Source organism: Sulfitobacter sp., assembly GCF_036961165.1.
Taxonomy (GTDB): domain Bacteria; phylum Pseudomonadota; class Alphaproteobacteria; order Rhodobacterales; family Rhodobacteraceae; genus Sulfitobacter.
Window position 1 is genome coordinate 29,885 of record NZ_JBALVJ010000024.1, and the last position, 21,853, is coordinate 51,737.

General features: G+C 56.8%; 23 protein-coding genes. 8 read left to right on the forward strand and 15 right to left on the reverse strand.

Translation table 11 applies throughout. From position 1 onward, the window contains the following. Positions 1 to 19: 19 nt before the first annotated feature. The 12 genes from V7730_RS11885 to V7730_RS11940 all read right to left on the reverse strand — a co-directional run bounded on the left by V7730_RS11885 (position 20) and on the right by V7730_RS11940 (position 11,843). Positions 20 to 1,135, reverse strand: a complete 1,116-nt coding sequence (locus V7730_RS11885; RefSeq protein WP_335747809.1) for an NADH:flavin oxidoreductase/NADH oxidase — start codon at positions 1,133 to 1,135, stop codon at positions 20 to 22. A gap of 37 nt (positions 1,136 to 1,172) precedes the next feature. Further along, the gene (locus V7730_RS11890) at positions 1,173 to 1,871 is read right to left on the reverse strand and encodes an enoyl-CoA hydratase/isomerase family protein (protein WP_335747810.1); all 699 of its coding nucleotides are present in this window, start codon (positions 1,869 to 1,871) and stop codon (positions 1,173 to 1,175) included. 86 nt (positions 1,872 to 1,957) lie between these two features. Then, positions 1,958 to 3,031 (reverse strand): phosphotransferase, encoded by a 1,074-nt coding sequence (locus tag V7730_RS11895; protein WP_335747811.1) that lies wholly within the window; start codon positions 3,029 to 3,031, stop codon positions 1,958 to 1,960. Continuing rightward, positions 3,028 to 4,218: an acyl-CoA dehydrogenase family protein gene (locus V7730_RS11900; RefSeq protein WP_335747812.1), complete on the reverse strand. Its 1,191-nt coding sequence runs from the start codon at positions 4,216 to 4,218 to the stop codon at positions 3,028 to 3,030. The genes V7730_RS11895 and V7730_RS11900 overlap by 4 nt, the downstream gene beginning before the upstream one ends. 123 nt (positions 4,219 to 4,341) lie before the next feature. Further along, positions 4,342 to 5,847, reverse strand: a complete 1,506-nt coding sequence (locus V7730_RS11905; protein WP_335747813.1) for a class I adenylate-forming enzyme family protein — start codon at positions 5,845 to 5,847, stop codon at positions 4,342 to 4,344. A gap of 27 nt (positions 5,848 to 5,874) precedes the next feature. Next, positions 5,875 to 6,744, reverse strand: coding sequence for a FadR/GntR family transcriptional regulator (locus V7730_RS11910; RefSeq protein WP_335747814.1), 870 nt, complete (start codon positions 6,742 to 6,744; stop codon positions 5,875 to 5,877). Then, entirely contained in the window at positions 6,713 to 7,396 is a 684-nt protein-coding gene (locus tag V7730_RS11915) for an ABC transporter ATP-binding protein (RefSeq protein ID WP_335747815.1), read from the reverse strand. The genes V7730_RS11910 and V7730_RS11915 overlap by 32 nt, the downstream gene beginning before the upstream one ends. Beyond that, positions 7,393 to 8,145, reverse strand: coding sequence for an ABC transporter ATP-binding protein (locus tag V7730_RS11920; RefSeq protein ID WP_335747816.1), 753 nt, complete (start codon positions 8,143 to 8,145; stop codon positions 7,393 to 7,395). Before V7730_RS11920 ends, V7730_RS11915 begins: the two co-directional genes overlap by 4 nt. After that, positions 8,142 to 9,083 (reverse strand): branched-chain amino acid ABC transporter permease, encoded by a 942-nt coding sequence (locus V7730_RS11925; protein ID WP_335747817.1) that lies wholly within the window; start codon positions 9,081 to 9,083, stop codon positions 8,142 to 8,144. The genes V7730_RS11920 and V7730_RS11925 overlap by 4 nt, the downstream gene beginning before the upstream one ends. Next, the gene (locus V7730_RS11930) at positions 9,080 to 9,982 is read right to left on the reverse strand and encodes a branched-chain amino acid ABC transporter permease (RefSeq protein ID WP_335747818.1); all 903 of its coding nucleotides are present in this window, start codon (positions 9,980 to 9,982) and stop codon (positions 9,080 to 9,082) included. Before V7730_RS11930 ends, V7730_RS11925 begins: the two co-directional genes overlap by 4 nt. A 76-nt stretch (positions 9,983 to 10,058) precedes the next feature. Beyond that, positions 10,059 to 11,381, reverse strand: a complete 1,323-nt coding sequence (locus V7730_RS11935) for an ABC transporter substrate-binding protein (protein ID WP_335747819.1) — start codon at positions 11,379 to 11,381, stop codon at positions 10,059 to 10,061. A gap of 231 nt (positions 11,382 to 11,612) precedes the next feature. Then, positions 11,613 to 11,843, reverse strand: a complete 231-nt coding sequence (locus V7730_RS11940) for a hypothetical protein (RefSeq protein ID WP_335747820.1) — start codon at positions 11,841 to 11,843, stop codon at positions 11,613 to 11,615. 125 nt (positions 11,844 to 11,968) lie between these two features. Here V7730_RS11940 and V7730_RS11945 point away from each other — a divergent pair, with 125 nt between their 5' ends. Then, positions 11,969 to 12,610 carry an isochorismatase family protein gene (locus V7730_RS11945; protein WP_335747821.1) on the forward strand — a complete coding sequence of 214 codons (642 nt, stop codon included), beginning with the start codon at positions 11,969 to 11,971 and terminating at the stop codon, positions 12,608 to 12,610. Here V7730_RS11945 and V7730_RS11950 read toward each other — a convergent pair. Both V7730_RS11950 and V7730_RS11955 read right to left on the reverse strand, forming a co-directional pair. Then, a complete protein-coding gene (locus V7730_RS11950) occupies positions 12,603 to 13,406 on the reverse strand; it encodes an SDR family NAD(P)-dependent oxidoreductase (RefSeq protein ID WP_335747822.1) in 804 nt (267 codons plus the stop codon). The two genes, V7730_RS11945 and V7730_RS11950, sit on opposite strands and share 8 nt — an antisense overlap. Continuing rightward, entirely contained in the window at positions 13,403 to 14,128 is a 726-nt protein-coding gene (locus V7730_RS11955) for an SDR family NAD(P)-dependent oxidoreductase (RefSeq protein ID WP_335747823.1), read from the reverse strand. Before V7730_RS11955 ends, V7730_RS11950 begins: the two co-directional genes overlap by 4 nt. Before the next feature lie 104 nt (positions 14,129 to 14,232). Here V7730_RS11955 and V7730_RS11960 point away from each other — a divergent pair, with 104 nt between their 5' ends. Both V7730_RS11960 and V7730_RS11965 read left to right on the forward strand, forming a co-directional pair. Continuing rightward, positions 14,233 to 15,429: an FAD-dependent oxidoreductase gene (locus tag V7730_RS11960; RefSeq protein ID WP_335747824.1), complete on the forward strand. Its 1,197-nt coding sequence runs from the start codon at positions 14,233 to 14,235 to the stop codon at positions 15,427 to 15,429. A gap of 17 nt (positions 15,430 to 15,446) precedes the next feature. Next, positions 15,447 to 16,190: a GntR family transcriptional regulator gene (locus V7730_RS11965; RefSeq protein ID WP_335747825.1), complete on the forward strand. Its 744-nt coding sequence runs from the start codon at positions 15,447 to 15,449 to the stop codon at positions 16,188 to 16,190. A gap of 20 nt (positions 16,191 to 16,210) precedes the next feature. Here the strand turns inward: V7730_RS11965 and V7730_RS11970 are convergent, their stop codons facing one another. Beyond that, complete coding sequence (locus V7730_RS11970) at positions 16,211 to 17,068, reverse strand: isocitrate lyase/PEP mutase family protein (RefSeq protein ID WP_335747826.1); 858 nt, start codon at positions 17,066 to 17,068, stop codon at positions 16,211 to 16,213. 124 nt (positions 17,069 to 17,192) lie between these two features. On the opposite strand from V7730_RS11970, the gene V7730_RS11975 reads away from it, so the two are divergent. From V7730_RS11975 to mazF, 5 genes are all read left to right on the forward strand, one after another. Further along, positions 17,193 to 17,987 (forward strand): maleate cis-trans isomerase family protein, encoded by a 795-nt coding sequence (locus V7730_RS11975; RefSeq protein ID WP_335747827.1) that lies wholly within the window; start codon positions 17,193 to 17,195, stop codon positions 17,985 to 17,987. A gap of 25 nt (positions 17,988 to 18,012) precedes the next feature. Beyond that, positions 18,013 to 18,957 carry a TAXI family TRAP transporter solute-binding subunit gene (locus V7730_RS11980; RefSeq protein ID WP_335747828.1) on the forward strand — a complete coding sequence of 315 codons (945 nt, stop codon included), beginning with the start codon at positions 18,013 to 18,015 and terminating at the stop codon, positions 18,955 to 18,957. 14 nt (positions 18,958 to 18,971) lie between these two features. After that, positions 18,972 to 20,855 carry a TRAP transporter permease gene (locus tag V7730_RS11985; RefSeq protein WP_335747829.1) on the forward strand — a complete coding sequence of 628 codons (1,884 nt, stop codon included), beginning with the start codon at positions 18,972 to 18,974 and terminating at the stop codon, positions 20,853 to 20,855. Positions 20,856 to 21,026: 171 nt separating this feature from the next. Further along, positions 21,027 to 21,269, forward strand: coding sequence for an AbrB/MazE/SpoVT family DNA-binding domain-containing protein (locus V7730_RS11990; RefSeq protein ID WP_335747830.1), 243 nt, complete (start codon positions 21,027 to 21,029; stop codon positions 21,267 to 21,269). A gap of 1 nt (position 21,270) precedes the next feature. After that, positions 21,271 to 21,597 carry an endoribonuclease MazF gene (gene mazF, locus V7730_RS11995; protein WP_335747831.1) on the forward strand — a complete coding sequence of 109 codons (327 nt, stop codon included), beginning with the start codon at positions 21,271 to 21,273 and terminating at the stop codon, positions 21,595 to 21,597. The last annotated feature ends 256 nt before the right edge of the window (positions 21,598 to 21,853 follow it).

Sequence of the window (21,853 nt, forward strand, 5' to 3'; positions counted from 1 at the left end):
GTGGGAGTCGGTCCTGTTTCTAGCGTTGTCCGACGCTCATATCTTTGAACAGGTTGGTGAATTCACGCGGTTGCGAGCGCCAGTATTGTTTAGGGGCCTCAACCTGAGCACCAAGGGCCGCAGCAGCATGCCAAGGCCAGCGCGGATCGTAAAGCATGGTGTGGGCCAGCGCGATGATATCCGCGTCGCCGTCTTGCAGGATTTTCTCGGCCTGTTCAGGCTCTGCAATCAGACCCACAGCCATGGTGGGCAGGCCGACCTCGGCTTTGATCTTGGCGGCAAAGGGGACCTGGAAACCGGGACCGACGGGGATTTTCTGCAAGGGCGAGACACCGCCTGTTGACACATGGATTGCCGCACATCCGCGCGTTTTCAGCAATTGTGATAGCGCCAGCGTGCTGTCCAGATCCCAACCGTCAGGCACCCAATCCGTGGCGGACACCCGCACCCAGACGGGCAGGTCGGCAGGCACCGCGGCTTTAACCGCGTCAAACACCTCAAGCGGAAACCGCATCCGCGCCGCCCGATCGCCGCCATAGCCATCGCTGCGCTGGTTGGACAGGGGCGACAGGAACTGGTGCAGCAAATAGCCATGCGCCATATGCACCTCGATGCCCTGAAACCCAAGGCGGACCGAGCGCGGGGCCGTTTGCATAAAGGCGTCTTTGACCCGCGCCAGTCCCGTAGCGTCCAGCGCCATGGGCGCGTCTTCATCCGGTGAATGGGGCAAGGCAGAGGGCGCTTCAGCCTTCCAGCCCCGCGCTGCATCCGGCAGGATTTGACCACCGCCGTCCCAAGGTGCCTCGCTGGACGCTTTGCGGCCCACATGAGCGATCTGGATGGTCAATGGCATGTCGGACTGGCTGCGGATGGCGGTCATCATGCGGGCAAGGGCGGCTTCATTATCGTCGGAATACAGCCCCAGATCACCCGGTGTGATGCGCCCTTCTGGCGATACTGCCGTGGCCTCAATGATCATTATCCCGGCACCGGACATGGCCAGATGGCCAAGGTGCATCAAGTGCCAGTCCTGCGCAGAGCCGTCGATGGCCGAATACTGGCACATCGGCGCGATGACGATGCGGTTTGACAAGGCCAGCGTGCCGATGGTCAGCGGTTCAAATAGAAGGCTCATAAGGATATTTCCTGTGGGAGTGAGGGGAGGAAGGCGTTTATGCGCCGCCCTGAAAATCTGGTTTTCGTTTGCTGAGGAAAGCATCGATGCCTTCGCGCCCTTCCGGCCCGTTTCCGGCAGCGGTGATCGACGACAGTTCACGATCCATCTGGCTGGCGAAACCGGATCTGAAACTGTCGTGCAAGAGCCTGCGTGCCTGACCCATGGCACCCACGGCACCCTGCGCCAGTTGGGCGGCCAATGCGGCACCTTCCTCCATCAGCGCATCGGTGGTGGCGACGCGGGTGATCAGGCCGATGCTTGCGGCCTCGGCAGCGTCCAGACGGCGGTTGGTCAGGATCATTTCTTGGGCCGCGCGCATGCCTACAAGGCGCGGCAACAGCCATGTCATACCACCATCTGGCGTGACCCCGATGCCCAGATAGGCGGTGGTGAATTTGGCGTTTGGGTCAGCCAGCACGATATCGCCAGAGATTGCCATGCTGAGACCCGCCCCTGCGGCAGTGCCATTGACCAGCGCGATCATCGGCTTGTTCATGGCCGCAAACTGGCTGAGCGCTTGGTGCAATGTGCCCGCCAGCCGTGCCAGAAACGGGTCAATCGCATCACCGTTCAAGGCAAATTCGCTGATGTCACCGCCAACGCAGAACATCTTGCCCGCCCCTGTCAGCACCACACAGCGCACCTTTGGATCGTTGGCACAAAGCAGGGCGGCCGCCAGCAGCGCATCCGCCATTGGCTAATCCAACGCATTGCCCTTGTCGGGGCGGTTCAGGGTTATTGTTGCGATACCGTCTGTGATATCGAGTAGGACAGGAGTGGTCATGCGTAAGTCTCCTCGGCGTCGACCGCCAGTTTGACAAGTGTTGGGTAGTGCGCGACCCGCGCCGCCGATTGGGCGGAAGCCGCAGAGCCCCGGATCACCCGCCCTTTAATCCCGTGAAAGATCGCGGCCATGCGGAAAAAATTGAAGGTGATGTAGAATTCGTAGTCGGGAATGCCCTTGCGCCCTGTCGCGGCACAATATTGCGCGACATAGGCGGCTTCATCGGGAATGTTCAGGCGGGTCGGATCGACATTACCCAGACCGGCGACGATCTGCGGCGGCATGCGGTACATCATGGCGTGGTAGGTGAAATCAGCCAAGGGATGGCCGAGGGTCGAAAGCTCCCAATCCAGTACGGCAAGAATACGCGGTGCGGTGGGGTGAAAGATTAAGTTGTCACAGCGAAAATCCCCGTGGACGATTGCGGTTTCATTACTGTCTGGGATGGCACCGGGCAGGAAGTCGATCAGCATGTCCATGCCCGCATCACGGCCCGCGTCGGTGTCAGCCAGATAGGATTTTGTCCAGCGGCTGATCTGACGTTCAAAGTAATTGCCGCCACGGCCGAAATCGCCCAACCCCACGTTTTGTGGATCAATTCTGTGCAACTGCGCCAAGGTGTCGTTCATCGCCGCGAAATAGGCGGGTCGGTCCATAGCGGGCACATCGGGTAAGGTTGCGTCCCAGAAGATGCGCCCCTCCACCATGTCCATGATAAAGAACCAACTACCGATGACGCTGTTATCCAGACACAGGCCGTGCACATGGGCCACGGGGAAACCGGACTTGCCAAGGGCGGTCAGCACCTGCGCTTCGCGGTCGACGGCGTGCGCCCCTTTGGCCAGAACACCGGGTGGTTTGCGGCGCAGCACATAGGTCTTGGTAGGCGTTACCACTTTGTAGGTCGGGTTGGATTGACCGCCGCGAAATTCAAACACTTCCAGCGGTCCAGCAAAACCGGCAACATGCTGTGTCATCCAACGGACTAAGGCAGCTTGGTCAAAACCGAAGCCTGCACGCACCGGCATCACGCCGATATTTTCGTCAGCACTGGTGGCGGTTGCGTTCACCCCGCGTTCTCCGTTTTCCAGTCGCGTTTGATCTTTTTGGCAAGGCTCCATTTGTGCACTTCGGTGGGGCCGTCATAGATGCGGAAGGCGCGGATTTCGCGAAACACCTGTTCGACAATTGTGTCTGACGTGACGCCCTGACCGCCCATGCATTGCACGCATCGATCCGCCACTCGCATCAGGGCCTCTGACACCGCAACTTTGGTCATTGAACTTTCCGCGCCGCCTTGCTCCCCACGGTCCAGCACATCGGCGCACCAATATGTCATTAACTCGGCCTGTTTCAGATCCATCAGGTTTTCCGCCAGCATAAAGCCGACCCCTTCGTGATCCACCAAAGGTTTACCAAATGCCATGCGCCGATTGGCATAGTCGCTTGCGATTTCATTGGCTCGTACGCAAGCGCCCAGCCAGCGCATACAATGGCTCAGCCGCGCAGGGGCCAGCCTAACCTGCGCGTATTTGAACCCTTCGCCTGAAGCGCCCAGCATCTGGTCCGCAGGCACCCGCAAGTTGTCGATCGCAATCACGGAATGGCCACCGGGCATGGAGCTGTCAATCGTGTCCAATACCCTTTCGATGTGGATCGCGGGATCGGGTAGATCGACTAGGAAGATGCAGGCCCCGTCATCGGATTTTGCCATGATGATGCCCATGCCCGCGCCGTCGGCACCGGTGATATAGGTCTTGCGTCCGTTGATGACCCAGTGATTGCCATCCATCTTGCAGGTGGTCATCATCATCGACGGGTCCGATCCTGCGCCGCCTTCTTCGGCGGGTTCAGTCATGAAAAACGCGGACCGCATGGTGCCATCGATCATGCGCGGCAGAAACCGTTCCTTGAGCTCGGGTGAGGCGACCTTGCCCAGAAGGAACATGTTCCCTTCGTCCGGCGCACAGGTGTGACAGGCCAAAGGCCCCAGCGGCGACAGGCCAGAGCGGATCAGCACGGCGGCGGTTTCACGCTGGGTCAGGTGGCCACCATCTTCAAGAATATGCGGCGTCATCACACCGGCGGACCGTGCCAGCGCCTTAAGTTCATTGCCAAGATCATCCGAGGGGCCATGCGCCCCGCAGCGTGGGTCGCCCTCAAACGGGACGACCTGTGTGCGCACAAAATCCTCAACCTTGTCCGCGATATCAAGTGCACGTTGCGAAATGCCGTGGCGTTCCAACTGGCTGTTCATCTCTCAGGGTTCCTTTGGGGCTGGGGGCGGTACGCTGTCAAAGCCAAGCTCTTGTTTGATCAGTCGTTTCAATATCTTGCCATTGGCGTTGCGCGGCAAAAGCGTATCGCGCAGGGTATAGCTTTAGGGGCATTGGTAATCGGCCAACTGGCTGGCGCAGTGATCCTTGAGCGTTTGCGTCGCCACGCTATCCGGCGCGATACAGAGCACCGCATGCACCCTTTCGCCCAGAATGGGGCAAGGCTTGGCAACCACTGCGGCCTCGATCACGCCTGACACGGCTGTCAGCACGCTTTCCACTTCAGCGGTGAAAATCTTGTGACCGCCGCGATTGACCATGTTCTTTTTACGGTCAAGCACATGTACGAACCCCTCGGTGTCGATTGATCCGATGTCGCCGGATTTCCAGAACCCTGCCGCGAATTCACGCTTGTCTGCTTCGGGATTGCGCCAATACCCCGGCACAACCATGGCTCCGCGTATCCACAACTCTCCTGTCTCGCCTCGTGGCACTTCGCGGCCTGCGTCATCCATCGCATGTATCTCTGCCCCCGGCACCGGACGGCCCACGGACAGGCGGCGTATCGCAGTCTGATCGGAGGGCATGATTGTGGCGGGGGACGTGGTTTCGGTGGCACCATAGGCGTTCATCAGGCCAAGACCGGGCAAGGCTGTACCCAACCTTTCAATCGTAGCGGCGGGCATCGGGGCACTGCCATAACCGCCAACCCGCCATGCGGACAGGTCATAGTCTTCGAGTTTGGCCTGATGCAGGCACAGATTATACATCGCGGGCACCATAAGCGTGTAGGTCATGCCGTGCTCTGCGGCGCAGGCAAGGAAATTCACCGCCTTAAATGTGCGCATTACGATAATGCAACCCGCACAGCGGACCATCGTATGTATCCCCGCGACCAATCCGGTCACATGGTTCATCGGGACCACAACGATGGTGCTGTCTGTTGGTCCCAGCGCCATGGTCTGCATGAAATTTGTGGCGGAATGGACAATCCCGAGGCCGGTCAGCATCGCGCCTTTGGGCGTGCCTGTGGTTCCAGAAGTGTAAAGAATGGTCGTGGGCGCATCCTCCTGCGTCTGCATAGGGTTTGCAGCGGATGCGTGCTGTAACAGCGTTTCATAGGCGTCGAAACCATCAGCCTTGCCCACAGAAAACTGTGCTGTCAGGGTTGGCGTATCAGCGGGCGGCGGGACAAGATCGCAGAATTCGGCATCGACGATCAGCGCCATTGCTTCGGAGTTCAGCAATGCATGGCGGATACCCGGCATCTGGTCGCGGGTGTTCAACGGCACCGTGACGGCACCGAGGAAAGCCGCGGCATAGGTGACAACCACAAAGGGCACGCCATTGCCCAGCAGCATTGCAATTCGGTCACCGCGCCCAACGTCGCGCGCTGCAAGACCTGGGGCAACCTTGCGCACCTCAATGTCTAGTTCGGCGTAGGTCAGGCGCGTGTCATCACAGATCAGCGCCGTATTGTCCGGATAGCTGGCAACGGCATCGCGCAAGAGCCCGTAGACATTTGGCGGTCGCTCCGCATAGCAGGAGACGACGCAGTCACCGTAGTGATGCTCGAACCGCAACGGAGCACTGGCACTGCTGTCAGGCATGGGCATCCTCGCGTTCTGAACGCGGCATCACAGATCGTGCCCCAGATCAACCAGCTTGCTTGCAACGCCCGCAATTGGCGCATCCAAGGGCAAACCGGCAAGGACATATCCGCGTTTGAAATCGTCGATATGGCGGCGCATCCAGTCGCGCGCGCCTGCAGGATCGCGGTTGCGGATTGCCTCGATTACATGACTGTGGGCAACTACTTGGCGCGACATGGCTTGGGGCAGTTCGGGGATCAGCGCGTCAATTCCGCTAAAGATCAAAAATCCAATCGGTTCGCGGGCGAGTTGCAGCACGCGGTTCTTGCCCGCCTCGGCAATGCGCGAATGAAAGGCGGTATCAATCTCGGCGGAAGCGCGCCCTTCGCCTTCGGCTGCCACCAAAGCCGCGTGAATGTCATACAGGGCTGCCAGATCTTTTTCATCCGCATGGATAGCGGCAAGCTCAGCCGCCAGCGGTTCGGTTTCGACCACCACATTCCACAGCTCGCTAAAACTGACCTCCAACATGCTGAGCGCGCGGGTCTGGCGCGACGCCAATTCGGCCATGCGCGGGATGCTGACCACCATCTTGCGCGGTGATATCCGGCGCACGAAACCTTCGCTTTCCAGCCGTCTGATCCCTTCACGCACGGTGGAGCGGTTGACGGCAAACATGCTCGCCATCTCGACCTCACCAGGAAGCTGGTCGCCAGGTTTCATAGAACCTGTCAGAATTTGCGCCTCGATCTCGCGAGATACTTGTTCATAGGCATGCTGCACGCGCAGTGGCTTTGCTTTGAGCGCCATATCGGTCCTAGTGCCTTTTGTGTCGTTTCCAAAAAGGGTGGACAGAGTGGTTTCATACCTGCGTCCCTCGCGGTCAGGCTTGTTGTTCTTTGAGGCTGGGGTCAATCACATTTACCTTGATGATCTCGCCCCGCTCGATCACGCTTTCGCGTTGCAGCAGATCGACGGAATGACTGAGCTCGGATTGCGCGATCAACACGGAAAGGCCTTCGCCCTTGAGTGATGTGATTACGTCCGAGATGCGCATGGCCAGCGCGGGCGCGACCCCCTCAAATGGTTCATCCAGGAGCAGCAATTGTTTGCCCGCGATCAGCGCACGGCCCAAGGCCACCATTTTTTGCTGCCCCCCCGACAGCAGCAGCGCCTTGCGCGCCGACATCTGGGTCAGCTCAGGCATCAGGTCATAGACAAAGGCCAGCCCCTTGGGTCCGTCTATGGCATCATTGACCCACGAAGGCAGCAGCATGTTTTCCTCAACCGTCAGATCGGGGATCAGGCGGCGGTCCTCGGGCATGTAACCAAAGCCCAGCTGCGCTCGGTCGCGTGGTTCCATGACCGAGATGTCTTCGCCTTGCCAGAACACTTTGCCGCCTGCCAACGTCGCAAGCCCAGTGATGGTGCGCATCACGGTCGTCTTGCCCGCACCGTTGCGGCCCACCAGCCCCATGCGTTCACCCGCCGCTACCTCAAGGCTGACACCGCGCAGAATAGGGGCGGCCTGAATGGTGACTTCGACGTTTTCCAGCTTCAATGTCATGCTGGTGCCCCCGTGACATAGCGTTGCACTTCGGCGTCCGACAGCACCACATCGGGCGTGTCATCGGCAATGATCTGGCCGTCGTAAAACGCCAGCACCCGTTCGGAGTAGCGGTTCACGATATCCATGTCATGTTCCACAAAGATCACCGTCACCCCTTCGTCGCGCAGTGCGTTGATGACCAGATCCATGATCGGAAATTTCTCGTCCGCCGCAACGCCCGATGTGGGTTCGTCCAGCAGCATGATCTGCGTCTCACCCGCCATGGCCATCGCGATATCCAGCAGTTTTTTCACGCCGCCCGACAGTTCGGGGATCAGCCGGTTGCGGTGTTCTGCGATGTTGAACCGTTCCAGCGTGGCCATTGCCCGTTCGCGGGCCTGCGCATCATCGCTGCGGCGCAAGAACGACGGACGGGTCTGTCCGTGAATGGCCCCCGCGACCAGCATGTTTTCCTCAACCGTCAGCTCGTTGCACAGCTGCGCAATCTGGAACGAGCGGTGGATGCCCAGCCGCGTGATCTGGCGCGGTGGCAGGCCCGCAATGTTGCGCCCGCCAAAGTTGATGGTGCCCGCATCGGGCTTGATATAGCCGGTGACCATATTCACAAACGTGGTCTTGCCCGCGCCGTTGGTGCCGATCAGCGAATAGATCGAGCCTTGCGGCACCGACACTGAAATATCCTTGGCCGCTGTTACCGCACCAAAGGTTTTTTGGACGTCGCGTACTTCTAAAACGCCGCTGCTCATGTGTCTTGTCCTTTGCGGCGGCTGACCAATGACCCAAGGCCACCGGGGAGGGCGACGATGACAATGAGCAAAAAGATACCCAGCGCCAACTGCCATGTGTTGGGAAAGTAGAGGTTGGAAAACGACCGCACCAGCTCCAGTATGATCGCCGCGACAAAGACGGCAGGCACCGACAGATAGCCCGCCAGAATGGCCACAAACACAAATTCACCCGAGGTGGTCCAGAAAGCAAATTCAGGGTCCACATGCCCAAGGGCCAACACCGCAATGGTGCCGCCGATACCGCCCAAAAGTGCGCCAAAAACATAGTTGTAGGCCATAACATTGCGCACGGAGGCACCCAGGTATTCGACCCGCAATTCATTGTCGCGGGTGGCCAGCGTGATCAGCCCTTGTTCGCTGTCAAAATAGACCCGCATCAATGCGCCCGAGATCACGACGATGGTGACCACATAAAGATACAGCGCGGTTTGCAGCGGGCGCCCTTCGGGGGCCCAGCCAAGGAACGTTGGTGCCCCGATGTTAAGGCCATCTGTGCCGCCGATAAAGCTCATCTTGGAGAGTGACCCATAAAGAACCATCGAGAGCGCCAATGAGAGCATGGCAAAGAAAATGCCGCGATAGCTCGACAGCAGGGGTCCAAAGACCAGCCCCACCACCAGACAGACCGCCGCACTGAGTAAGGTCAGCAGGAAGATGTCAGAGACACCGAGGAAGTTCGCCGCCAGCGTCGCGGTATAGGCACCAAGGCAATAGTAGAGCCCTTGGCCGAATGACACCACGCCACCGCGCATCATGCCAACGATGCCCAGACAGACAAGGCCCTTGGCCAGCGCCATAGCAAACAGGAACATCGCCCAATCGGGCAGCACAATCGCGCCTGCTGCCAGCACGACAAAGCCAACAGCGGCATAGGTAAAGACAGAGAAACGCATCATATTTTCCTCGCCTGTGTTTTGGCAAACAGCCCCTCGGGGCGGAAGACCAGCACGATGGCCATTACGAAATAGATGATGAACAGTTCAGCCTCTGGCAGCAAATGCACCGACGCCGCGCGGCTAATACCCACCATCAATGCGCCAATCGCGGCACCTGGGACCGAGCCCAGCCCGCCAATGATCACTACCGCAAAGGCGACAATAACCACATTTACCCCCAGCCCCGGTGTGACCGAGATCATCGGAGCGGTCAGCGCCCCGCCAAGTGCGGCAAGGAACGCGCCCGCCATAAAGGCACCCAGATAGATACGTTTGACGTTCACACCCATGGTCTGGCTGATTTCGGCGTCATGGATCACGGCCAGAACCACCTTGCCGATCTGCGTGCGGTTCAGGGTCAGCCAGACGGCCAGCCCCACGATAATTGCCGCTGCGATCACCGCAAAATCATAGCCGACATAGAACAGCGATCCCATCTCGACGGTGCCCAGCAGTGTGTAGGGCTCATAAACGAAATAGGGGTTCACGCCCCAGACCAGCTTCATCACATCCTCAAGGATCAGGAAAACCGCATAGGTGACCAGCACGTTCAACACCTCGTCACGGCCATAGAAGTAACGCAACAGCCCTCGCTCCAGCAGGGGGCCCAGAACAACAGCGACCAGTACGGCGGCCAGGATCAAGGCCACGTAGCTGCCGTACGGAAAGGCGTCACCGCCAGCGCCGAAATACGCACCAACCAGTGATGCAGAGGCATAAGCGCCAATCGCATAAAGGCTGCCATGCGCGATGTTGAGAATATTCAGAACGCCAAAAACAAGCGTCAGGCCGACAGAGACGATAAACAGCCAGCCAGCATAGATCAGGCCATCAACAAGGATGGTGGCAACAAGGTCCATAGGTCAAATGTCCAAGTGATGGGAGTGAGAAACTGGCCCGTCCCCTTGCGGCGACTGGCCAGTTTGGCGTCAGGTGTCAGTCACACTGAGCGCCGGGGAAACCCTGAGCCAGCCAATCGGCAGACTTCATGCCTTCTGGCGGGTTCACGCAGCGGGCGTTGTAGTATTCAACATCCACCAGCTCCATCTTGCCGGTTTCGGTGTTCCACTTGGTGGTGCCGATGGCATTGGGCTGGATTGCCTGATGCCCACCTGCCAGCGCCATTTCGATCCGGCCAGAGGGCGCATCCCACGCCAGCCCTTGCATCGCCGCGGCCAGCTGTTCGTCGGTCGGCTTGGTGCCACCATTGTCGGCCATCGCTTTTTCCACAGCGGTCTTCAGACCAAAGATCGCCTGCCACATGCGGAAGGGGGCCTGAACCGGAAAGGTGTCATATTCAGCCTCATAGGCGCTCCACATCGTGTCAGTCAGCTCTTTCAGATCGCCGCCACGCGCATTCGCCGCCAATCCGTTCACACCGCGTGCACCAAGGAAAATGCCATCAGGCATTTTATCCTGCAACTGCGGGATCACGTGATCGCCTGCCGCTAGCACCAGTTGCGAGCGTTTGTGCAAGCCGCGTGCCGTTGCCTGAATAAGGAAGCCCTGCAAGTCACCGCCCCAGTTTGAGGAATGAACCAAAGCAGGCTTTTCGCGCAGCAATGCCGAGATTTCAGTGCCATACTGACCCGCGCCAAATTTTGGGAACAGGGCGGTTTTTTCTTCGGCATCGGGGTAAAGTTGGCTCATTGCGCCTTTAAAATCGGCCCAGCTGTCCTGACCCCATGCGTAATCCTGATTAAGCCCAGCAAAGCTGGGTACGTCGAAATCACGCGATTTCAAATAGCGGGCAAGGCTGACGTTATCCATCGTGGCATGCGCCGCCGTGCGGAACACATATTCAAAGCTGTTGTCCTCAAAGACACGCGGCGTGCCACAGTCATAAAGGATCGTAAACGCCTTCAACTCATCCGCGACAGGCGGGATCGCCAGACAGTCGCCCGAAGAGACATAGCCCACAACCGCGTCGACTTCTTCGCGTTGCACAAGGTTGCGGAATTCCTGCACCTGCTTGGTCGCACCGCCGGCTTCGTCGACCACGACAACTTCGATTTTCATGCCACCAAAACCCGTGGTGTCATAAGGTGCGGGCAATTTGCCACCCTCGTTCAACATATCGACCAGCAACTTGCCACCATTCCACGCAGGCACGCCAAAGCTTTCTGCCGCTTGGCCAGAAAGGAAGGTGATCACGCCAATCTTGAACGTATCATCCTGAGCCGCAACTGGCGCGGCAAGACCTGCCGTTAAAGCCAGAGCGCTCAATGCGCCCGCAATTCCTGTCTTTCGTGTCATCATGTTTTCCTCCCAGAAGTATGAATGGATGTCTGTTGAGCGTGAGTAGGGCTTAGGTCCGAATTCAAGTTTTGGTAGCTTGGACGGCTTAAGCGTCGATGTCATCTTAGTGTCCGATTGTTGGACACTAAGGCCAATTCCGATTCTGTCAAACTGGAATCTTTCCGCCCTGTGTGTCGGGGCGATTTTGAGACCTACCGAATGGTGCAGGCGAGAGTCGCGCACTTTGGGCTTTCAAAGTTCAGCAAACCAATTGATTGTCTCTTTGGCTTTCGCCCTCGCCTCTACTTCATTCGCAAAGATCAAAGACCCGTGATGGCCAATGCTATACCATCCGCGGTTGTCTTCCGGGTCACGGCGGAATTCGTCAAATCCAAAGCTGCCATCGGGGCGGCGGAATACGTCCACACACACGAATCCATCAGGCCCGTTGACCGATTGGATTACCTTGTTTTTATGTACCACGATTTGCCTCCGTCTCGAAGGGATATCCCCAAAAGAGCATTCAATATAGACAGCGCACAGACCAGAAGAATCTGGACAACTCGTTTGAAAGCATCAAACTAAAATGAAGCTAGGGAGATGACCACATGACTGAATCACTAGAGCAGAATTACGATAAAGCTGGTTACCATGCCAAGCAAACGCATGGCGTACGGCCCGCATTGGTGTTGGTAGATTTCGCGCAGGCTTACTTCGATCCGGACGCGCCACTTTATGGCGGAGAAGGCTGCGTTGCGGCCCGTGATCATGCGATTGCACTGGCGGATGCTGCGCGTGCAGCAGGTATTCTGGTTATATTTACAGAAGTAAAATACCTTCGCGGTGGTGGCGATGGTGGAGCCTTCTATGCCAAAGTTCCTGCGTTGTCATGTTTTGATGCGGGGCGCGATACGCAAAAGCTGGTGGACGGACTGGACGTTGAGGATGGCGATCTGATGATCACCAAGCAATATCCCAGTGCATTTTTTGGTACTTCTCTCGCGGCAACGCTGCAATTTCATAAAATCGACACGCTGATTATTGGCGGTCTCACGACGTCAGGATGTGTGCGTGCGACTTGTATCGACAGCATTTCGTCCGGTTTTGTAACTTTGATCGCGCATGAGGCTTGCGGCGACCGTGCAAGTGGTCCGCATGAAGCAAACCTTTTCGACATGAGCGCCAAATACGCTGACCTGATCACAACGACGGATGCAGTGGCCTATTTACAGTCTTGCGCGGTCACATGATCCGAGGCTTTTCGCCGCCATCATCTCGGGCGGCGTCTGGATTTGTGTCCTGCCAAAGACGCGCGATGTAGCGCGCACCAGTGATCCCGTTTGATGCATCCGACGCCAACCAAAGGGCAGGGGCTCGCATCACAGTTGGGGATAAGAGATTGCCATCTGCTCCCTTTTTGTTTGGCGAGGGCGGCAGCAAATCGGTATCGGCGGCCCCACCGGGAAGCAGTACATTTACGTCAACGCCTGTGCCTGCCAAATCTGCGGCCCAAACGCGGCTTGTGGCCTCAAGAAAAGCCTTGGTTGGCCCATAAGGCGCATAGCCCTGCCGCACCATGGTTTGATCCGAAGTCGAGATATTTATGATCTTGCCAAAGCTCTGCGCCAGCATGTGAGGGACCGCTGCGCTGGCCATGAGAAACGTGCCATTGACGTTCGTGTTCACGATGCGGCGCCAAACGTCTGGGTCCGTTTCCCAAAACTTGGTAGGTTGCGTGTTGAACGTCTCCGAGATCAGGCGCATCCCGATCCCCGCGTTGTTTATGAGGACATCGAGGCGCCCGAAAGTCTCCACTGTTTTGGCCACGGCATCAGCCGCAGCTTCTGGGTTTGTGACATCGGCGGGCAACGCGATGGCACCTTTGCCCAATTCTTCGAGGGTTGCCTCCATTGCTTTAGATTCAATCGTACCCGTAATCGCAATTTTGGCTCCAGCTTCGGCCAATGCAAGCGCCATTTCCCGACCCAACCCACGCGACCCACCGGTGATCAGAACCACGCGATTCAGTAACGACGCATCGCTCACGGCATATACCCTCCGCCATTGATCCATAGAACTTGGCCCGTCATGAACGACGCATTTTTGCCCAGCAGGAACAGGATTGGGCCGACCACATCGTCAGGGGTGGCAACGCGCCCAAGCGGTGTGGCCGCTGCCATTGCCTTCAGATCAACGGGTACAGGTTTGGTGGCGTCGCGCCCCTCGCCACCCCGTAGAAACGCCGTATCGACTGCACTTGGTCCGACCGCATTGACGCGCACATGCGGTGCTGCCTCAAGGGCGAGCGTCTTTGTCAGGCTGATCATTCCTGCCTTGGCGGCGGCATAGGGACCAAAGCCGGGACGCGCATGCGCCCCGAGGCCTGAGGCGACATTGACCATCGCACCGGATGCCCGTTGCAGAAGTGGCAGGGCTGCTTGCGCCGCTAAAAACGCCCCTCGCAAGTTTCCGGTCATCACTTCGTCAAAGTCTTCAAGCGGCGTGTTTGCGAGCGTTTGATGGGGAGACATGAACCCAGCAAGGTTTACAAAACCATTCAGCGGGCCAAGCGTGTTGAAGGCTGCATAAACCGAACTTGGGTCAGAAACATCGATGGCAGCCGATGACACACCGTCGGAAACGGGATGCGCGGACAACGATGCCTGCAAATCCAACACGGTTATGTCCCAACCCTCGGCCTCGGCGCGCAAGGTTAACGCACGTCCAATGCCGCCTGCACCGCATAATATGGCAAGTTTACCTGTCATGGTTCCAAATCTTGAGCACCCCATTGAATTTGTCCAGACAAATTTATCTTGACGATCTTTGCTGCACACTTACCGTTAGGGCCAAGCCGAGGGAAGGTTCGTGAATGAAAGCCGAAGACCGTGTTTTAATCGCAGGGGCTGGCCCCGTCGGCCTTGTCGCAGCCGTGTCATTGCTGGAACAGGGCATACCCGTCACCGTATTGGAAGCATCGGCTGACCTTGCAGTGGACCTGCGCGCCTCGACCTTTCATCCGCCCACAATGGATTTTCTGGATCGGCTGGGTCTGGCAGAGGGTCTGATTGAGCGCGGCATCAAATGTCCGCTCTGGCAATTTCGCGATCGTAAGGAGGGGGAGGTTGCAACCTTTGATTTGGGCCTGTTGGCGGATGAAACGGCGCATCCCTACCGATTACAAGCGGAGCAATGGAAGTTGACAGAAGCGGCGCGTGCGCGGTTGGAAGCTGACGTAGGGGCGGAGTTGATAACCGATATTCTGGTTGAAGATGTGGCGCAGGATGCCGACACCGTAACAGTCACAGCGCGGCGAAAGACGGGTGAAGTTGAGACTTTCACGGGGGCCTATCTGATTGGCGCGGATGGCGCGCGCTCAACCGTGCGTAAATCCACGGGCACCGCATTTCCCGGGCTGACGATCCCTGAAATCTTCCTCTCTCTCTCTACACCATTCCGCTACGACCAAGCGATCGAGGGGCTGGCGGATATCTGCTATATCTCTGATCCCGAGGAATGGCTGGTACTGCTGCGCACACCAACACTGTGGCGGGTGCTGTTTCCGACTGACCCCACCCTAAGCGACGAGGCGGTCCTTAATCCCGCCAGGATCGAAGAGCGGATGCAAGGGCTATTGCCCGGCCAACCCTATGAGATAGCGCATAAAACAGCCTACCGCGTGCACGAGCGCGTCGCTGATCACTATGTGCACGGCCGTGTCTTTTTGGCAGGGGACGCCGCGCATTTGAATAATCCTTTGGGCGGGATGGGGATGAACGGGGGCATTCATGATGCTGTAAACCTGACCGATAAGCTGGCGCAGGTTTGGCGTGGTGAAACGATTGAGTTGATGGGCCGCTATGAGCGTCAGCGACGTAAAGTTGCCATTGAAACTGTGCAGGCATTGGCGCTGCGCAACCGTGCTGTGTTGAACGAAACCGATCCGGACAAGCGCCGCGCGCACCACGACGACTTGCGCGCAACCGTCGATGACCCCAAAAGGCACCTAGCATATGTGATGCGCTCGTCGATGATCCAATCTTTGCGTGATCTTGAGGACGTGTGCTAAGATAAAGGACCACCTTGATGTCAGAACCGGCACGCACCGCGAAAACGCCACGCTACATTGAAATTTTCAAGGCACTGCGCGCAGATATCGGGTCTGGTGAATTTGCCATAGGCGCGCTTTTGCCCAGTGAAGCAAGCCTGTGCGCGCGGTTCGAAGTGTCGCGTTTTACGGTGCGCGAGGCGCTGCGTCGTCTGCAATCGGATGGTATGGTCTCACGGATACAAGGGGCGGGCAGTCGGGTGTTGCGCGATGCACCGTCGGGCATATTTGTGCAGAACTACCGCTCGATTTCGGACCTGACTCAATATGCGGCCGAAACTGAGCTCGAATTGCTCAAGATCGAGGATACGGTGCTGGACGATGACCTTGCGGAGCGACTTGGGCAAAAAGCCGGCGAGACTTGGGTGCTCATGAGGGCTTTGCGCCGCACACCTGAAGGGGCGCCCCTTGCGCTGGTTGAAAGCTACATCGCCCAGCAATTCAAAGAGATTGCGCCTGATTTGGTCCATAGCAACGGGCCAATCTACAAAGGGCTGGCCGAGGTCGCAGGCGCCGATATTGATCGCGTTGATCAAGAAACCCAAGCGCTGCCCGCGCCCTATCATGTTGCCGAAGCATTAGGCATCGCGGAGCACGCGCCCACCCTGAGGATATTACGGCGCTACGCCACCGCTTCCAGCCTCCTGATCGCATCTTTCAACTGGCACTACGGTGGTGATCGCTACATTCACCGGACGCGGATTAGCTTGGGGTCAGACTGATTTCCGCTCTGAGTGCGGATTCAAACCTCGGCCCATTTTTTGTCGAATTCCCAGACGTCTTCAAATCCCATCAACTTGCTGAATTCGCCGAAATCTTCGAGGTTTGTCTCTGACACATCACCACTTGTAGCCAGCGCACCGTAAGCCTCTTTCAACGCTTGTCCGACGGCCAAGAACCCCAAAGCGGGGTGAATGCCAATGGCAAATCCAAGCTTGGCCAATTCAGCCGATGGCAGGATCGGCGTTCGGCCACCAGAAACCATGTTGGCCAGAGTAGGTTTGCCAATACGATCATTGATCGTTTGCATTTCTCCGACGGTTTCGGGCGACTCGATGAACACAACGTCAGCGCCAGCTTTCTCAAACGCTTCACCGCGGCGCAACGCTTCATCCAAGCCGAGGGCGGTGCGGCTGTCCGTGCGTGCAATGATCAAAAAATCCGCGCTAGAGCGGCTGTCGTTTGCAACTTTGATCTTAGCGACCATATCCTCAAGTGGCACAACGCGGCGCCCCGGAGTGTGGCCGCATTTCTTGGGGTATTCCTGATCTTCGATTTGGATCGCCGTAACACCAGCCGCCTCGTAACCGCGCACCGTATGACGCACATTCAGCAGTCCGCCATACCCTGTATCCGCATCGGCAATCACAGGGGTGGTGGAGCCTTGCACAATCTGGCGCACGCGGGTTTCCATGTCCGTGTAGGTCATGATCCCCGCATCGGGCAGCCCCATATGCGAAGCGGCAATGCCATAGCCGGTGACGTAAAGCGCCGGAAAACCCATGCGGTCTGCGACAAGCGTCGAAATCATATCAAACACGCCCGGAGCTGCAATAAACTCGCCCGATTCGATCATTTGCTTTAGTTTTGGGTCGGCCATCTGTCTTCTCCGATCAGGTCTGCTGCTAAAATTACCGCAAAAATACGGCGTTTCCACAGTGCATAGTGCGCGATGCGGCCTGTGGTCAAGAATTTGTCCAGACAAATTCTTGACGGATGGGTAAATGCGATATCTTATTCGTTCAGGGATGGATCAAGTCGAGGGGCGGGAAATGGCAAAAGATGCGCGTGGATGGCGAAGCAAATTCGCGGTCGTGGCTCCTTCCACAAATACCATTGTGCAGCCCGATATGGACGACTTTCGGGTGAGGGGGGTCACCAACCATTTTGGACGTATTTATGTGCCCAACATGAAGGTCAGCAATGACGATGAATTTGTAGCCCTCGTCGAGGCAATCGGCGCGACGCTCTATGATGCTGTTGACAGATGCTCCACCGCTGAACCCGATTATTTGATCATGGGCATGTCGGCGTTGATGTTCTGGGATGGACGGGCCGCGTCTGAAAAACGGATGCAGGAACTATCTGATCATTGTGGCTTGCAAGTCTCGGCGGGGTCGTTTGCCTGCGAAGCTGCTTTGAACCTGACGGGGGCCAAGCGGATTGCGGTGATCTCGCCCTACTTCCCGATATCGGACAAAAACGTAACGCTGTTCTTTCAGGATTGTGGGTTTGAGGTTGTGCGGTTTCGAGGGCTGAAATGCTCTAGCCCTGTCGCGATTGCGCAGGTGCAGGAGGATGAGTTGCGTGCGCATATCGCTGAGATGGACGGCGATGATGTGGATGCCTTTGTGCAGGTCGGCACGAACCTCAGCATGTGCAGCCTGTGCACAGAATTAGAAACGGAATATGGAAAGCCCTTTGTCGCCATTAACGCCGCGACTTACTGGCATGCTTTGCGCGCTATGGGGATCACGGACCAGTTCTCGGGCCATGGAACACTATTCGAAAAACACTAAACAAAATAATGGGGAGATTGAACTTATGTCACTGAAACACCTTACAAGTCTCACAATTGCATTGACGCTTACCGCAGGCGCTGTCGCCGCAGAGCTTGCAGCGCTTGGATCCACCGCGCGTGGCGGCACAAGTCAAATTGGCAGAACGCTATCGGCTGCAATCTCGGAAGTAGGTGATCTGCAAATGCGCCCGCAGGAACTCGCCAATACTGCTGATTACATCCCTCTTGTGAATGCCGGTGAGATTGAGTTTGGCATCGCCAATGTCGTGCAGCTTACCTACGCGGTCAACGGCACTGGCATGTCAGAAGGGCGGCCCAACGACAACTTGCAGATGGTGGCCACGCTCATGCCGTTCCGCAATGCCTACATCGTGCGCAAAGACAGCGACATCAAAACGGTGGCGGACCTCAAAGGGAAACGCGTACCTGTCTTCGCCGACAAAGCCTTGGGGGATTACGTGACCAAAGGCTATTTTGCTAATGCAGATGTCAGCCTCGAAGAGGTCGAAGGTGTTGCAGTCCCGAACTTCCCGCGCATGTGGGCCAGCTTTGCAGAAGGATCAGCAGATGTTGCCATCGTCGTGGTCGGGGCCGGCAATAGCCGCGAGTATGATGCATCTTTTGGCATTCGTTACCTCTCCTTCGATGATAGCCCCGAAGCGCTAGAACGCATGCGGGTGCTTCTGCCCCAAACATACATGCAGGAAATGCCCGCAGGTTCGGTCCCCGGTATCGAAGAAGCAACCAATGTTAACGTGTTCGATTACACCTTCTTTGCGGGCAAAGATGTCTCCGAAGACATGGTATACAAAGCCGCCAAAGCGCTTTGGGAAAAAGAGGCGGATTTGCTTGGCGGTGGGCCATTCTGGAATGGTTTCGCAAAGGAAGCCATGGGCAAGGATGTCGGGCTGACCTACCACCCGGGTGCGATCAAGTTCTACAAGGAAATGGGTGTATGGGCTGAGTAAAGCAGAGCAGAGCCTTGTTAGACCAGAGCATTAAGACACAGACGCGCGGCGGAGTACCGATTACGGCCATCCTCGCCGCGCTAATCACCTTAACAGCCATTTTGTGGTCCTCCGGCGCCCCTCTGTGGATTGGCTGGCGTGTCTATTCCGAACAAGTTTTGATTGCTGCCTTGTCGTTTTCCATGGCCGTTGCGTTTATCACGAGCCAATCAGGGCCTCTTTGGTGGACACGGTTTGCAGCGCTTGCATCTCTTGTTTTTGGCGCGTGGCTCGCGGCAAGATTTCCCGTTCTTTCCGAGAATGTATTCTATCACCCGACCGAGGCACTGATCATTTCGGCTGTGGGCTTTGTTCTGCTTCTGGATGCAGTCAGGCGCACGATGGGCTGGAGCTTGATCGTTATTCTTGCGGCGGTCTGCCTTTACGCCCTGTTCTCAAGTAACTTTTCTGGGCCTTTGCAAAGCCGCTCGATCGCGCCGGATCGATTACTGACCTTTCTGATGCTCGACAGCGCCTCGCTTGCCGGCGCCGCATTGTCGATTGCAGTCGCGGTTGTCGTGCCATTTCTGATCCTATCACAATTGCTGTTAGCGACGGGCGGCTCGGCCTTTTTCTCGGATCTTTCGCTGGCGTTGGCGGGGCGAAAACGTGGTGGCGCGGGCAAAATTGCAATCCTTGGATCGGCCTTCTTCGGCTCGGTTTCGGGCAGTGCTGTGTCCAACGTGGCCTCTACCGGTGCGATCACCATCCCGATGATGAAGGACGGCGGCTATAAGCCCAAAACAGCTGGCGCGATTGAAGCGGCAGCCTCGACAGGTGGCCAGTTGATGCCTCCGATCATGGGGGCCGCAGCCTTCCTCTTAGCTGAAAACCTCCAAGCCAGCTACGTCGACGTGATGCTCGCCGCATTAATCCCGTCGATCTTGTATTATTTCAGTCTATTCGTTTTTGCGGATCTGGAGGCCGGACGCCTCGATATCGCGCGGGTTGCCGAAGATAAAATCCCGCCTATGGGTTCTGTCATGCGCAAAGGCTGGTATGTTTTTGCCCCCTTTGTGGTGTTGCTGGTGGGGCTATTCCAATTCAATCTACGCCCTGAAACGTCAGCACTTGTCGCTGTTCTCGTGCTGCTTGGATTGTCCTTGATCAAAACCTACGACGGCAGCCGGATAAGCCTCTCGGTGTTAATCTGTGTGTTGGTCTCTGCCGGAAAAGCGGCGGTGGAAATCATCCTGATCTGCGCCATCGCAGGGATGATAATTGGGCTGGTTGCCCGGTCCGGTCTTTCGTTCGGGTTGGGGTTCTTCTTGGTCCAGATCGGTCAATCCAGCCTGCTGCTTTTGCTGCTGATCACCGCGTTGGTGTGCATCGTTATGGGCATGGGTTTGCCGACAGTCGGCGTGTATCTGCTGCTTGCATCTCTTGCTGCCCCACCGCTTGTGGAGCTTGGCCTACAGCCCATGGCCGCGCATCTATTCGTGTTGTACTTCGGGATGTTATCGATGTTAACGCCACCTGTTGCGATCGCGGCTTTTGTAGCTGCCAACATGGCCAAAGCACCACCGATGTCCACAGCTGTTGAGGCCGTTCGTATCGGTTGGCCCGCCTACTTGATCCCGTTCTTTTTTGCAGCGTCGCCAGCTCTGCTTTTTGATGGTCCGCTTTGGCTTATCATTCTAACAACGATCAAGGCATTGGTCGGTGTATATGCAGTCACCGCAGGTCTTGTCGGCTTTTTGGTTCGCAAGTTGTTAGCCTACGAACGGATCATAGTTGTAATCTGTGGGCTCGCCATTTTATGCCCATTGGAGGTGTTTGCAGGTTCTATATGGCTGAATGCAGCCGGACTTTTATTTGCGTTGAGCTACTTAACGCTTCGCCTGCGCAAACCGGCATGATTCCTACCAGCAGGCAATTTGCCAAAAAGCAGAATTTGAATCGACCCACGCTGCCGATCTGTCAGACTGGTCAAGCTCCACAAATTACATAATGTTGATTACAGGCGTATCAACAATGTTGACACATACTCGCTTAACGCCTATATCTTGGGTTCAAGTTGAGGATAAGAGATGCGCGTGATTGTGAAAAAATGGGGCAACAGTGCCTCCGTTCGGATACCTGCAGCCATTATGCAGGCGGCAAAGCTGTCGCTCGACACACCCGTCGATGTTCGCGAGGAAAACGGACGTATAATCATCGAGCCGGATCAATCGCCAGAGTTCTTATTGGACGATTTGCTGGATGGGATTACCAACGAAAACGCTCACGAAGCAATCGAGACCGGCGTACCACTGGGCCAAGAAGCGCTCTGATATGGCCTACATTCCAGAGGCCGGTGACATTGTCTGGCTACAATTCAATCCGCAAGCGGGAGACGAGCAAGCCGGGCACCGTCCGGCGCTCGTCTTGAGCCCGGCAAAGTACAACAAGATTGGATTGATGCTGTGCTGTCCGATGACGACCAAAGTTAAAGGATATCCATTTGAAGTGGTTATCCAAGGGCCGCAGAACAGCGCAGCGCTTGCCGATCAGGTGAAAAGCTTGGATTGGAAAGTTAGAAAAGCTAAGCGGAAGGGCCAGGTGACTTCATCGGAGCTTGCGGAAGTGCGCGCCAAGTCCGTGGCGCTGATCCAAGGTTGAGGCCTGCCAGTGCGCAAGCAAGGGAATTTCACGCACTCAGGGCATGAAAATGCCAGCAATACTACTGTAATTTCAATGTATTAGAGAATTACCTGTAATCAACATTATGTAATATTTTGAAAAGTTTGATAGCCTATCTTATGTTACTTTCATATTGATGGCGTTGTTGCAGGGACCCCCACTCGGCTGATATTGGTTGCGGCCTGTCTTCTTGAGGATGCTGTATATGCCGCACAAATTCAACGCTGATCGTCGC